The organism is Microcoleus sp. BM001215392, assembly GCF_036700185.1.
Lineage (GTDB): Bacteria > Cyanobacteriota > Cyanobacteriia > Cyanobacteriales > Microcoleaceae > Microcoleus.
In genome coordinates, this window is sequence record NZ_JAUBOJ010000191.1 from 1 (window position 1) to 13,627 (window position 13,627).

At 43.8% G+C, this 13,627-nt stretch carries 15 protein-coding genes; 6 read left to right on the forward strand and 9 right to left on the reverse strand.

The features are described 5' to 3' along the window. A partial coding sequence (locus QT974_RS19665) for a hypothetical protein (protein WP_333470112.1) occupies window positions 1-253 on the forward strand: 253 nt, incomplete at its 5' end. Beyond that, complete coding sequence (locus tag QT974_RS19670) at window positions 246-425, forward strand: ribbon-helix-helix domain-containing protein (protein WP_333470113.1); 180 nt, start codon at window positions 246-248, stop codon at window positions 423-425. The genes QT974_RS19665 and QT974_RS19670, both read left to right, overlap by 8 nt. A gap of 76 nt (window positions 426-501) precedes the next feature. On the opposite strand, the gene QT974_RS19675 is transcribed toward QT974_RS19670, so the two are convergent. After that, window positions 502-1,089 carry a Uma2 family endonuclease gene (locus QT974_RS19675; RefSeq protein ID WP_333470114.1) on the reverse strand — a complete coding sequence of 196 codons (588 nt, stop codon included), beginning with the start codon at window positions 1,087-1,089 and terminating at the stop codon, window positions 502-504. A 262-nt stretch (window positions 1,090-1,351) separates the two neighbouring features. Here QT974_RS19675 and QT974_RS19680 point away from each other — a divergent pair, with 262 nt between their 5' ends. Continuing rightward, the gene (locus tag QT974_RS19680; RefSeq protein ID WP_333470115.1) at window positions 1,352-2,107 is read left to right on the forward strand and encodes a DUF429 domain-containing protein; all 756 of its coding nucleotides are present in this window, start codon (window positions 1,352-1,354) and stop codon (window positions 2,105-2,107) included. Window positions 2,108-2,245: 138 nt separating this feature from the next. Here the strand turns inward: QT974_RS19680 and glgP are convergent, their stop codons facing one another. The 6 genes from glgP to QT974_RS19710 form a co-directional block, all read right to left on the reverse strand. Further along, window positions 2,246-4,804 carry an alpha-glucan family phosphorylase gene (gene glgP, locus QT974_RS19685; RefSeq protein ID WP_333470126.1) on the reverse strand — a complete coding sequence of 853 codons (2,559 nt, stop codon included), beginning with the start codon at window positions 4,802-4,804 and terminating at the stop codon, window positions 2,246-2,248. 156 nt (window positions 4,805-4,960) lie between these two features. After that, window positions 4,961-5,287 carry a hypothetical protein gene (locus QT974_RS19690; protein ID WP_333470116.1) on the reverse strand — a complete coding sequence of 109 codons (327 nt, stop codon included), beginning with the start codon at window positions 5,285-5,287 and terminating at the stop codon, window positions 4,961-4,963. Further along, the gene (locus QT974_RS19695) at window positions 5,271-5,531 is read right to left on the reverse strand and encodes a DUF433 domain-containing protein (protein ID WP_333470117.1); all 261 of its coding nucleotides are present in this window, start codon (window positions 5,529-5,531) and stop codon (window positions 5,271-5,273) included. The genes QT974_RS19690 and QT974_RS19695 overlap by 17 nt, the downstream gene beginning before the upstream one ends. Before the next feature lie 3 nt (window positions 5,532-5,534). Continuing rightward, complete coding sequence (locus tag QT974_RS19700) at window positions 5,535-5,702, reverse strand: hypothetical protein (RefSeq protein ID WP_333470118.1); 168 nt, start codon at window positions 5,700-5,702, stop codon at window positions 5,535-5,537. A 66-nt stretch (window positions 5,703-5,768) separates the two neighbouring features. Continuing rightward, a complete protein-coding gene (locus tag QT974_RS19705) occupies window positions 5,769-5,900 on the reverse strand; it encodes a hypothetical protein (RefSeq protein ID WP_333470119.1) in 132 nt (43 codons plus the stop codon). Window positions 5,901-6,116: 216 nt separating this feature from the next. After that, the gene (locus tag QT974_RS19710; protein ID WP_333470120.1) at window positions 6,117-6,800 is read right to left on the reverse strand and encodes a hypothetical protein; all 684 of its coding nucleotides are present in this window, start codon (window positions 6,798-6,800) and stop codon (window positions 6,117-6,119) included. Window positions 6,801-7,022: 222 nt separating this feature from the next. On the opposite strand from QT974_RS19710, the gene QT974_RS19715 reads away from it, so the two are divergent. Next, window positions 7,023-7,163 carry a hypothetical protein gene (locus tag QT974_RS19715; RefSeq protein WP_333470121.1) on the forward strand — a complete coding sequence of 47 codons (141 nt, stop codon included), beginning with the start codon at window positions 7,023-7,025 and terminating at the stop codon, window positions 7,161-7,163. Between the two features lie 154 nt (window positions 7,164-7,317). Here the strand turns inward: QT974_RS19715 and QT974_RS19720 are convergent, their stop codons facing one another. Then, window positions 7,318-10,668, reverse strand: a complete 3,351-nt coding sequence (locus QT974_RS19720) for an EAL domain-containing protein (RefSeq protein WP_333470122.1) — start codon at window positions 10,666-10,668, stop codon at window positions 7,318-7,320. 342 nt (window positions 10,669-11,010) lie between these two features. Between QT974_RS19720 and QT974_RS19725 the strand changes: the two genes are divergently transcribed. Beyond that, window positions 11,011-11,589: a hypothetical protein gene (locus tag QT974_RS19725; protein WP_333470123.1), complete on the forward strand. Its 579-nt coding sequence runs from the start codon at window positions 11,011-11,013 to the stop codon at window positions 11,587-11,589. Window positions 11,590-11,949: 360 nt separating this feature from the next. Then, window positions 11,950-12,990 carry a M20/M25/M40 family metallo-hydrolase gene (locus QT974_RS19730; protein ID WP_333470124.1) on the forward strand — a complete coding sequence of 347 codons (1,041 nt, stop codon included), beginning with the start codon at window positions 11,950-11,952 and terminating at the stop codon, window positions 12,988-12,990. Window positions 12,991-13,092: 102 nt separating this feature from the next. On the opposite strand, the gene QT974_RS19735 is transcribed toward QT974_RS19730, so the two are convergent. Next, window positions 13,093-13,614 carry a hypothetical protein gene (locus QT974_RS19735; protein ID WP_333470125.1) on the reverse strand — a complete coding sequence of 174 codons (522 nt, stop codon included), beginning with the start codon at window positions 13,612-13,614 and terminating at the stop codon, window positions 13,093-13,095. Window positions 13,615-13,627 lie beyond the last annotated feature (13 nt).

The following is a 13,627-nucleotide window of genomic DNA, read 5'->3' on the forward strand; positions in this document are numbered from 1 at the left end:
TTTTCGCCCAAATGCTACGCCCCTACATATACATTTTGATTTTTGCAAGATATCTCATATTCTTATCTCCTTTTCTTTCGATAGTCCCCTTGTCTTTGGAAGCCAGCGCGAGTCATCGGAAAGTTCGGCGCTGGCTTTTGACCTTCTCAGAGTATATATAGTGAGCACATTGCAGCACTATGGACAAGATTGTCTAAAATACTGCACACTGGCGATCGGCTTAAATAAGAAACAATTAACTTCTAATGGCTAAACGTGTATCAACCTCCATAGCAGATGGAATTTACGATCTACTCCAAGAGTGGGCTAATGAAGAACGGCGCTCAATCAGCGGCTTATCAGCATTCCTTTTAGAACAAGCTGTGAGAGAACGTCAAAAGCAAAAACAGCCCCAGTCATCCGATGAAAAACAGGAGAAAAGTTAAGTGGAGTTTGGGCGATCGCTCGAATTGAGGAGACTGATGGCTGAAGTCCTTGCTGCCAAACGATTGTGCAACAATTCTATGCTGCGGCGACTTCAAAATTTATGCGATCGTAAATATCCGTCAAGCTAATTTGGAACTCAACCGATTCCATTGCTAATACAGAATCTTCTGACTCATACTCAGTAAATAGCCATTTATCATTAGCCGTCTTAGTCAACTGTTCGACATGATATTTGTATTGGTCAATTAAAATATATTCCCGAAGTTCAGGAATCGATCGATAATAAAGAAACTTCTCCCCTCTGTCATAATCTTTAGTAGATTTCGACAAAACCTCAACAATTAGCAACGGATTTGTCACAGTAGTGGTGTTGTTTGCCTGATAAACCGGTTCACCTTGAATCACCATCACATCTGGATAAGTGTACAGACGATAACGCGGTATCCACAACCGCAGATCGTTGATAAAAATCTCGTAATTTTGCCCGCTTACAGTCAAGGGAAATATGCGGCAAAAATTCAGCGCAATTTTATTGTGATTAGCTGTTCCACCAGTCATCGGTAATATTTCTCCATCTAGATATTCGCTTTTGTATTCCGCAGCTTCGTCTAAAGCTAAATATTCTTCGGGAGTATAGTAGCGTTTTTCTGTTTCTGCCAACATACTATATTTCTCCTATCCAATTTTATATCTATCATTGTATCATATTTTTGATGGTGCAATTATCTCTGGCACACAACCATCTGTAGGGAAACGGCACTGCCATATCCTAATCTGTAGCTAGATTTTTATGTATAATTATCACGGCTGACAGATGGGGGTCAGAAACTCGGTTTCTACGAGATTTTGCGGGGAGGAACGAGAAATATACGAGTAAACCGGGTTTCTAATCTCAGCGCGCGTCCAGGACTAATTTACAAATATTATGAAATTTATCGGCATTGATTTAGGTTGGAGTTCCGGGGCCAGCGGTTTGTGCTGCTTAAATTGGGAAAATAACCAATTACAATTCATCGAGTGCGATCGCCAATTAGCAACCAACGACATCCTCACCTGGATCGATCGGCAAATCTCCCCAACCGAACCAGCCATCATCGCCGTAGACGCCCCCACAATCATCACCAATCCAACGGGAATGCGCGAGGCCGACAAACTCACCCACAAACACTTCGGGCGCTACCACGCAGGCTGCTATCCCGCCAACCTTTCCCGCCCCTTCGCCCAAAAAACAGTCGAATTCGGCCTTTGTTTAGAAGCCCGAGGATTTGTCCACGCACCGATAATAGAAGCTAAGAAATTAGGCAGATATCAAATAGAAGTCTTTCCCCATCCAGCCACAATCAACTTATTTCAATTAGATAGAATCATCAAATACAAAAAAGGAAAACTGGCAGAGCGTCAACTAGAATTGATGAAACTCTGCCAGTATATTGTAGATATTTTACCGAGCCTTGAACCAAGTCTAAATCTGTCTTGTAGCACAGGAATCTTGCCTGTGAGTGGCGGTTCAAAACTCCCCGAAATCCCCACCAGTGTTGCAACTCTCAAAGCCTTAGAAGACAAGCTAGATGCCTTGCTGTGCGCTTATATCGCTGCGCACTGGTGGTACTGGGGAATCGATCGGAACTTGGTTTTGGGCGATCGCACCACCGGCTACATAGTCATTCCCCAACTTCAATAAGAAGAGAGGAAGAAGAGCACAATCGCGCATTGACCATGACAACTGTCAATTGCCTGCCCGCTCGCGTAGTCGAAGGGCACCAACCGCCGCGTAGTCGAAGGGTCAACTGTCAACTGTCAACTGTCAACTGTCAACTGACTAATGTGCCCAGATAATCACACCAAGTTCATAGGGACTGCTGAGATTATCGTGCTTCGGCAAAACCCGCAATGACAAACCTTGCAAACCGCTAGAAGTATAAGTAATGTCAGCCGTATAAAGGCTAGCATTGTGAGGATCTTCTCCCAAATACTCCATTACCATCGGCACGCCGCCAACAATCTCGCCATTAGCATCAACCGAACCTTGATAAAGTTCAACTTGCACATCCGCAGGTGTTAATCCCATGAGATTGATGCGAGATTTAACAGCGATCGACTGATTGACCTTAACTTCCTTATCCTCGGAAATATCAACAGCCTCAATCTTAATGTAATGCCACTTTCCGAGAACGTGCTTCTTCCACTGAGATAACTCCTTAGCTGGAGCGCATCCGTCAGAAGTCATGGTGTGGTAGCGATCGCTCACCGGGAAATAAGCCCGCCGCGCGTAATCCTTCACCATCCGAGCCGTATTGAACAAAGGACAATTCAAGGCAATCGAATCCTTCATTTTCGCCGTCCAACCGCGAGGAATTCCATCAGAATCCCGGTTGTAAAACAGCGGTACAACTTCCTTTTCCATCAAGTCGTACAAAGCATTCGCCTCGACATCATCCTGATACTTAGTATCTTCGTAAAACTCGCCATGTCCGATCGGCCAACCAGTGCGAACATAATCCGCCTCATCCCACCAACCGTCAAGAATACTCAAGTTTGGCAAACCATTCATCGAAGCTTTCATCCCGGAAGTACCAGAAGCTTCACGCGGACGGCGCGGCGTATTCAGCCACACATCGCAGCCGGAAACCATCATCCGAGCCACGTTAATGTCGTAGTTCGGCAAAAACACCATCGAATTCAAGGTGTCGTGTTCGCGGATGAAGTGAACGATATCCCGAATCAATTCCTTACCCGGAATATCCATCGGGTGAGCTTTCCCAGCAATCACAAACTGCACGGGGCAGTTTTTGTCCCGCATAATCCGCATAATTCGATCGACATCCCGCAAAAACAGTGTCGCCCGTTTGTAAGTAGCAAAACGGCGCGCAAATCCGATCGTCAGCACCTTCGGATCGAGAGCCTCGCGTGCGGGTTCGATTTCCGTTTGAGCCGCACCGCGCTCGCGCAGAGTCTTTTGCAGCCACTCCCGCGCGAATACCACCAACTCCGATCGACAGCGTTCGTGATTGCGCCACAATTCCTCATCAGGAATCGAGTTAATTCTGTCCCACAGGCGATCGTCCTTACCAGTCATTTCCCAATCCGGGCCGAGGTATCGATCGTACAACTCCTGAGTTGACTTCGCCACACAACTGCGAGCGTGCACCCCGTTGGTAATCGAAGTAATCGGCACTTCTTCCATCGGTAAACCCGGCCATAACCCTTGGAACATCGGGCGCGACACCACACCGTGCAAAGCAGCCACCCCGTTGACAAAACTCGACATTTTAATTGCCAAAATTGCCATATTCAGAGGCGCAGACGAATCCGCAGTATTTTCCCGGCCCAATCCCAGAAATTCCTCTTTCGACAAACCAAACATCTTGGGATACTGGCTCAGATAGTGCATCACCATATCCGGCTCAAACAAGTCAAACCCAGCAGGCACAGGGGTGTGAGTCGTAAACATACTGCTCGAAACCACAACCTGTTCCGCTTCTGTGAAACTCAGGTGATGTTCCTCCATCAGCATCCGTATGCGTTCCAAAGCCATGAAAGCCGCGTGGCCTTCATTCATGTGATAAGCAGTAACAGTCAAGCCCAAAGCCTTGAGCATTTTCACCCCGCCGATGCCCAGCATGATTTCTTGGTGCATCCGCAGAGTTTTATCGCCGCCGTAGAGTTGGTCGGTAATATCTTGGTCGTAGCGGCTGTTCGGTTCAATATTTGTATCCATCAGATACAGAGGAACCGTTCCCACTTGTACCCGCCAAATCCGGGCATACACCTTGCGCCCCGGATAGTCCACCTCAATCCGCAATTCCGAACCGTCGGGATTGCGTTCTAGGTGCAGGGGCATATTGTAGAAATCGTTGAGCGGATAGCGTTCTTGCTGCCAGCCGTCGGCGTTGAGATACTGCGAAAAATAGCCTTCTTGGTAGAGCAACCCTACACCAGCCAAGGGCAAGCCCAAGTCGCTAGCAGATTTGAGGTGGTCGCCCGCGAGCACGCCCAAACCGCCGGAATAGATGGGTAGGGCTTTAACTAAGCCGAATTCCATCGAAAAGTAAGCGTAGCATTCCTGGCGATCGGTGCCGCGCTGTTTGCGGTACCAGGCACGATTTTTGAGATAATCGTCTAGCTGCTGGGCTGCTCGGTTCATTTGAGCAATGAAACCTTCATCTTCTGCCATTTCTTGCAGTCGCTCTTGAGAAATGGTTCCGAGCATCAGTACCGGGTTTTGATTGCTCGAATCCCAGATATCTCGATCGAGCCGGCGGAAAAGGTCTTTGGTATCAACGTTCCAATCCCAGTGCAAGTTATAGGCAAGCTTGCGCAGGGGTTCGAGAATTGCCGGCAGAGACGGGGAAACGTTAAATGTGCGAATCGGCTGCATAGACAAAGCATTTATGTTGAGGTAGCGATATTTTCCTCTGTCTTTTGGCACAAGTCCGTTATTCTGCACACTATTTTAAGTTTTAAGTCGCGCTCTTGCGATCGCCCGCGGTCGATCGACCCTAAAATCGATTGTGCTGCGTCGCCTACACAAATTTCAGGAACCTTTAACTTCAATCACTTGCCCCGGAGCAATGGTCTTCAGTGCGTTAAGAGCATCTGGCATCAGGGGAAGTAAATCAGGCAGCCTGTTGCTGGATGCGACAAGCACGACGACTGCCACTCCAGCTTGCTGTAAATTTTGCTGATAGCGCAAATTTTGATCTGTGGTGAGCAAAATCGTGAAGCCCTCTTGACTCATGAGGCTCAGCAGTTCACCGTTCTTTTTTCCTGACCATCCCATCTCGACGACTGTGCGTATGTCGCAGTCAACAAGTTCGCGCTTTAGAGGTCTTGGGGCACATTCATCAAGCAGGATTCGCATAAGCACTCAGCATTTCCTTTGCTAATTCAAGGGCTGCGATCGCCTGTGCATGACTGACACTAGGGAAATGATCTAAAAACACATCCAATGAATCACCAGCTTCAAGATAATCAAGCAAAGTTTTCACTGGAACGCGCGTTCCCACAAAAACAGGAGTTCCTCCTAAAATATCGGAGTCGCTATGAACAACACGAGATGTTAATGCCATAACAAATTTACCAGGCTGGCTACCAATCTTTAACAAAGATTATAACCTAAATTCCTTCCAGCCTTTGATGAATCCAGTAATAAACGCCCCAGCCGGATTATCGATAGCTTTTTCAAACGCTGCCAGACCACCTTCTGTAACACCATTTATAACTTTTTGTTTCATTGTTGGGTTACTTTCGAGGTGTTTAACCACTTCCGTTGCCATTACCATATCTCTTGCTGGTGTATCGCTAGGATAGCTTGTCTCTAGTTGTTTGAGTAATGCTTGAATTTAGCCTGCTGCTTGCACTAAGCTTTGAGGCTTTCCGGCGGCGTAGTAATTTCCCTGAATGTAACTACCTTGAATATGTCTGTTGAAATTACCGCCACCTGTGTTAACAGTCCAGTTTTCATTGTTACTCATCTTGATATCTCCTTAAGTTGTTATTACAATTAAAATTTGAGACCTGATTGATTGGTGAGCTACATCTGCACACTTCTCTCTACCAATTACTAAATCTTGCTTCGTCTATCTTGTCTTGTGCTTCATCGATTGCCAAATCTTTGCTAAGGCTTTTACCACTTTCATTACACAGAGGGCCATTTATCTTGTAATACCAATAATCATTTCTGTCGGATTCTAAATAAATTGTATGCCCTTTATAATTAGTTTCTTCCCATAATTTTCTTCTCCTTCATAGCCTGTTTTTTGATTGAATAGATGCTTGTGTTGAATTAAAATCCTAACAAATTCTTGAAAAACTTCACTGTCACCAGCATTTTCGTCAATATGAAACTTACCTTTAACGTAGGGCTTTTTTCGACTCTCTTCGGCTAACTCTTTAGCCATTTGAGTTACTGCTTGCTCTATACTAAGTCCTTGACTTTGCATTTTAGTTAGAATAACTCGAAAATCATCAAGAATGGAACTAATATCTTTGCTCATATCTACACGCTTGTCTTGTATGTTTATATAATCACCTTGTACATAATTACCTTTAATTACTCGATTATAGTTTCCGCCACCTGTGTTAATGTCATAATTTATAGTTGAATTATTTTGATCGTCTAAATCAGATAGTTTATGATTATCTCTAACACCTCTTTGTCGCTTTAAGTATAGATAAAGACCAAGGGCAATAATTATTATACCTAAAACAACACTAAACACATATTTGTTCTCAACTATTAATTGAGCAACTAATTGAGCAACTTGAACAATTAATAATGCAGCTAAAATTAGGTATATACTCTTTTCAGTATTAGACAGCCTGTCTCTAAAGTGATGAAACAGTTTTACTAAAATTTTTCTTACATAGCTCATACTACGGGAATAGTATTTGTAATTTGAGTAGCATCTCAATAATACCAACTTCCTCCAGAAATGGATATAGTATAGATCATTATACATCTGTGATATTAATCACAGATGTCAATGACAAAACGTGATACATAACGCAAAAGCAAGGTCTTGGTATTAGCATCACCAAAAGTTCTCAAGAGCTAAAAACATCTGTGTATTTAGCAACATTTTTTATACCACTTCGTGCAAGCAATCAGTGTCATTTCTATGGCGCGATCGATCGAGATTGTATCAGACGAGCGCTCGCTTTTACTGTTATCGATCGCCCACCTCCAACGACAGAGCAGTACCGATCACTCTTTACTCTCAATTCAAGGTACGTAGTTGCGCTTGAGCGCTCTTCTTCATATTTACGTAAAGAGCGCTCAAGCGCAACTACGTACCTAAACCAGCGCCAGCACCTGATAACCAGTTAATTTTATGTGGCGCGGGCGATCGAATTCCCAACTGACAACTGACAACTGTCAACTGACAACTGTCAAGCAATTTTCACTTTCCTCAACAGAGAATTTACCAAAAGTTTGCTCGCATCGCCAGCCGAAAGGGCAGCGCTAAAATAGTGACCCTGAATTTCGTGACAGTGGAGCGATCGCAAACAATCCAACTGCTCTTTAGTTTCTACTCCTTCAGCTACCACGCTCAAGTTTAAATCTCGCCCCAGCGTCGCTACAGCATTGGCGATCGCCCGTTCGCACGGATCTGTCGTCAGTTCGCTGACAAAAGATTTGTCTATTTTTAAAATATTCAACGGAAACTTTTTGAGATAATTTAGAGAACAATAACCCGTGCCGAAATCGTCAAGAGCAATCTGGACTCCCATACTCTGCAACTCCCTCAGAACTTTTGTGGTATAATCCACATCTTGCATAGCCGTAGTTTCGGTAATTTCTAATTCTAAATACTTGGGTTCTAAATTAGTTTTTTTCAAACAGTTCGCCACCATTTGTACTAAATTAAATTGCTGAAACTGCCGCGCCGAAAAATTGACTGCTACCCGCAAATCTGGTTGCAAAGCATCTTGCCAAGCTTTATTTTGAGTGCAGGCAGTTTGCAGCACCCATTCCCCAATCGGGACAATTAATCCGTTCTCTTCGGCGATCGGAATAAATGTCGTCGGAGAAACTAAACCTAATTCTGGATGTTTCCAGCGCAGCAGGGCTTCCATCCCCTGAATTTTCCAAGTAGTGATGTTGACTTTTGGCTGGTAAAAAACCTCAAATTCTCCCTGTTCTAGAGCTTCGTGCAGCCTATTTTCTATATTTAGCAACTGGCTGCCTTGGGGATTAATTGTTGAAGTGTATAACTGATAATTATTTCTTCCCCTTTCTTTAGCACAATACAAGGCAGCATCAGCATTTTTGACTAAAGTTTCGGCATCTTCGCCGTCGTTGGGATAAACGGCAATGCCGATGCTGCTGCTGATATGAAACTGCTGTTCTTCTAGTTTAAATGCTGGCTTTAAATTGTCGAGAATTCTTTGAGCTGTTTTCAGTGCATCTTCCAAGGCATTGACTTCCGGAAGCAGCACGGTGAATTCGTCACCTCCCCAGCGGGCTACCGTATCAGTCGATCGCAAAGTGTCGCTGATCCGTCCGGCAAAACCTTCTAACAGGCGATCGCCCGCAGCGTGACCTAATGTATCGTTAATCTTTTTAAACCTGTCCAAGTCTAAAAACAGCACAGCCAGCATTTTTTGGGTTTTTTTAGCTTGTATTAATGACGCTTGGAGGCGATCGTTAAAAAGTATCCGGTTCGGTAAACCCGTAAGTTGGTCGTAAACAGCTTGATAGCGAATAATTTCTTCAGCTTGCTTGCGCTGAGTGATGTCCATCATGGTACCGATCGCCCGCACGGCTTTACCGCTAGCATTGCGGATGATGTAACCGCGATCGAGCACAAAAACATATCCCCCGTCTGCGCGGCGAAAGCTGTATTCCTCCGACCAACATTGAGCATCTGAACTCATTGTTTCATTGAAACTTGACTTCACTCTTTCCCGTTCTTCGGGATGAATATTTAGCCACCATGCTTCTAATTCTATCGTCTGAGTTTCGTTGAGTTTGTATCCAAAAACTTTTTCAAACTCTTCGCTCAACCAATACTCATTTTTTGACAGGTTAAAATCCCAAACAGCATCATTTGTTGCTCGCGTCAGCAGGTGAAAGCGTTCTTCACTTTTGCGAAGTTTTTCTTGTGATTGCCAGCGTTCCGTCACATCGCGAAAGCTGAATACTCGACCAGTAATTTTGCCTCCTGTCAGTTGCGGTAGCGAGTATCGCTCGAAAATTCTGCCATCTTTAAATTCGATTATATCGAAACTTTCTGCATCCGGGAAATCCGACAATTCTTTAGCGCGGTTGAGAAAGATTTCCGGGGATTTTAACTGGTTGATTCCGAATCCCAAAATTTGGTTGCTATCTCTCGAATCGAGCAGGAAATCTGGCAACTGCCACATTTGGGCAAACTTGCGGTTAAAGCTGACAACTTTTCCGCCACCATCAACCGCCAGAATGCCGTCAGCAGTAGATTCAATGGTTGCTTGAAGCAAGGAAAGAGATGTTTCTAGTTCTAATTCTGCTAATTTGCGATCGCTGATGTCAAAAGCTGTGATTAATATGGACGCTTTTCTCTCAAACTTGATAATATCTACAGTGGCTTCAATCCAGCGTATTTCTCCTGTTTTAGTGATAATTTTTACTTCATTTTTTGAGACGGCACTTTCTCGAATCTGGCTGGCTTTGCCCCATTTCTTAACTATTTCTCTAAAATCAGGATGAACTAAATCATATAAATCCAACGCTAGCAATTCTTCGCGACTATATCCAGTCATATCTTCGGTCTGACAATTAACATAGCGCAACTGTCGGCGCTGATAGATAAATGCAGCAGCATTAACAGTCTCTATTAGTTGCCGAAACTTTTTTTCACTGCGCCGCAAATCTCTTTCAGCCCGCTTGCTATCGGTAATATCTTGTGCTACGTACAAGTTACCGCTCACATTGCCTTTGTGGTCGCGAATAGTTGAAATAGAAAGCAGTACAATTATTTTTTTTCCCTGTTTGGAAATGTACACTTTTTCGACGTTGCTGACAGAATATTCTGCCGTTGAGTTTTCTAATTTTAACCCTAGTACAGGTGAGTCATTCTGCTTAAAAAGTTTGCCTATTTGTGTACCTAATAAATCTTTTTTAGAGTATCCTAAAAGTTGACAGGTAGCTTGGTTTAATGACAGGATATGACCGCCCGGGGTAGTGGCAATTATCGAGACACTCATTTCTTCGCAAATATCGAGGGCGTATTCGGCAGTTTGCTGTACATCTTGAGTCATTTTGGCGATCGCATCCCGGATATCCTGTTCTTTTTTGGGAGGCTGCAATCGTTTTTCTGCTTCTGCTATCTCATCATTCTGTGTTTCAGAGTTCGATTTGAGCAACCCCACCGCCTTGGATAAGATCCTTCTTGTGTTAGCCTTCCTTAATAACAAGATTATTATACAAATAAAAGCCAGATAATAACCGATTATTTCTAACGTAAAGCCACGATTTTTTTGAGGAATTTCCTGAGAATTTACCAAATTATTGCTCGGTGGATTAACCAATTCTATTTGGGACAATTCATCGATTAATAAGTTGGAGTTGCTCGTGGTCAATGGTTCTGATGCCAATTGCAAGTAGCTAAGTTTCGGAGGCGCCGCCAAAATTGGTTCTACCGGGCGATTGGCATCTCCATCTCTTACACTTGTCGGCAATATTTTTACATTGATACCAAATTGTATACCAAAAATTGCAGCAATTAGATATCCCAACATTAATCGCTCGGTTATTTTCATTTTCTCCAGTTCCTAATTTTAACAACCTGCTTTTTTGCTATCATAAATTTCATAATATGAGCAAAAACTGAGAGTGGCGAAGAACATATGAAACATTCATTAATGTAGATTTAACAAATTAAAAATTTTAAAGAACAAAAAATACGCTCATAACTAATTATAATTTTAATCTTTATATAAAATATGTCATCGGCCATTGTGCCACAAATTATCCGCCATTATGCCTAGATAGGGGCTGGGATCGCGCTAAAATTAGATAATTCCGGCAAATAGGCGGCCGGGATTTGTTATAAAAATAAACAATTAGCTTAAAATCGATGCACAAATCCACGAATTGAACCAATGAGTCAGACGATCCCAGAACTCCAAACAGAAATCCGCGCGCTGCAAGCAGAAGTTGCCACTCTGCAAGAGACGCGGGAAAAACTTTGCCTACAGCGCTCAGAGTGCCGAGTGACAGTCAGTTTTCCGAAGAATAATACTCCTGAGGCCATGGCCGAGTTCCACCAGCAAAATGCTGCCTTTGGGGAGCAGTGGTTGCAACAAATCCAGGAGATTGAGCGAGAAACTCAAATTATTGAAAAGCAACTCGAACAAAAACAGGCGGTACTCAATCACAAACAAGGCGAACTAGACAAATTGCTAGCGGGACAGCACTGGCAAAAAGTTGAAAATGACGTTCAAACCGGGGAAAAGCGCTTGCAAGCACAAGCTCGCAAAATTAACCAAGCAGCAGCGCAACTTGAGGCAGAAATCCAAGCATTAAAAGCACTGTACGACGAACTCAATCCCAGTTATTCCGAGTGGTTTGAACAACCGACTCAAGTTGTTGATTTTTCTGCAAAAACTATTCCTTATGCTTTTCCCAGTAGCAGCGGGTTAATATTGGCAAACAAGGAGATTGAATGGGAGAAACAATAGTTTTGAGTTGTGAAGATTGACTAAATAATTAGTATGCTGGGATGTCGCCGTTAAATTGCCCAATAAGCAAGACACATTCGACGGCGACATTTAAAGGTTTTAACGGAGTTTTTAGGTAAAAAAATCACCAACGGGTATTGACATCGCTAAGGCTGGCATCGGCGGCTAGAAACCCGGTTTCTACGAATTTTGTGTTTAGTAACAATAAATATAAAATAAACCGGGTTTTTGAGTTCAGCTTCCGATAACGAACTTAATGTTAAAAGCTTTGAGTTTCATTTTTTGAAACAGGTTTATTTTTAACTATGGTGTCAAGGTAAAATATAAAATCTAACAGTATACAATCTTGAATATACTTAGATGATGAAACGATTGATTTGGATAGCACTATTTATTCTGGTTGCGTTGGTGGCTGCGGGTTGGGGTTCTGACTCGTGGCAGCGGTTTTCGGCTGTACCGTCCGTTTCGCTCGATCGCAAAATCGACATTTCGCAAAACCCGTCTCCCTCGCCCCTGACTCCTGAAAAAAATGCAGTAAATCTGCCTCAAATTGATCCGTTTAGATTGTGGAAACACGTTGAAACTTTAGCAGGAGAACGCGATGGAGAACGATCTCGCTCTTTTACAAGAGACTACATTTCGCAACAACTAAAAACCTTTGGTTTTTCCCCAGAATTGCAGGAATTCGATCGCGGAATCAATGTTTTTGCCGAAAAAAAGGGTACTGACTCAAAGGCTGGGGCAATTCTCGTTGCTGCACACTATGATACCGTACCTCAATCCCCCGGTGCTGACGATAATGCGACGGGAGTTGCAGCAGTTTTAGAAGTAGCAAGGTTGCTGGGTTCTCGTGCGACTGCTCGGACATTGCAAGTGGCATTTTTTGACCGGGAAGAAATCGGACTTTTAGGCAGTTTAGCATTCGCCGGTAGTCCGGCGCGGTTAAAAAATTTGCAGGGTGCGATCGTCCTGGATATGGTAGGTTATGCCTGTCATACGCCCGGATGTCAGCGATATCCCGAAGGATTGACACCGCAACCTTTTTTAGATGCAGCCGGGGTAACATCTCCTGACAAGGGCGAGTTTATAGCTGTGATTGGGGATGCGGAACATCCGCTGCTGTTGGGAAGTTTTGCGGAGTCGCCAAAAGCTGATTTACCTCCGGTGATGACGCTACCTGTTCCCCTGAAAGGGGTGCTGACTCCCGATGTTTTGCGGAGCGATCATGCGCCTTTCTGGTATAAGGGAGTTGGTGCGGTGTTGGTGACTGATACGGCAAATTTGCGATCGCCCCATTATCACAAATCTACGGATACTCTCGCAACTATCGATCGACCTTTTTTCACCGGTTCCGCTCAAATCGTGGTCAATGCTACTGCTAAATTATTGGAAAATCGGTAATTGGGCATGGGGCATGGGGCATGGGGCATTGGTAAAACGAGTTGGAAAACACACCTGATGGGGCGAGCGAGATGATTTTGGTATCCAATCAACCCCCGGACTTTATTTAGACTGTTTAGAAGGTTCGGGACTTATAATTAACAATTGATCCCCCGATTGACTTTGTTGAACAGCAATCACAGGCGGGCGAGCTTGAGAGTCTTTTTGCTGTTCATTTGTTAAAGCAGGAAACAGATAAATCCAGTTTCCTCTTTCCAAAAGCAACCGCCAAACTCTAGGTTCTTTGGGGTTAGAAGTATCCGTGTCTGCCTTGCCTAGCCAGTCGTCAAATAAACCTTTATCACCAATGAATTTATACTTTTCTAGAGTAAGTTTGTCATCAAAGACATTATTGAGCTTTCTGCCTAAAGCAATATTATCTTCCTTGGCGACTAAAGTAACTACAGGTAAAGTCGAAGTTTCGCCCGCGTCGCGTCGGGCATCAGCAATACCTTGGTGGTAAGCTGACCAGAATAAAACTAGCAATACCCAACCGACGATGATAATTTCGTCAACGAGCGATCGCAATAATTTGATCGAGTTATATAGCGATCCTAAATCATTTGCAAAAAAATCTGGCTTCACTAATTGTGATTAA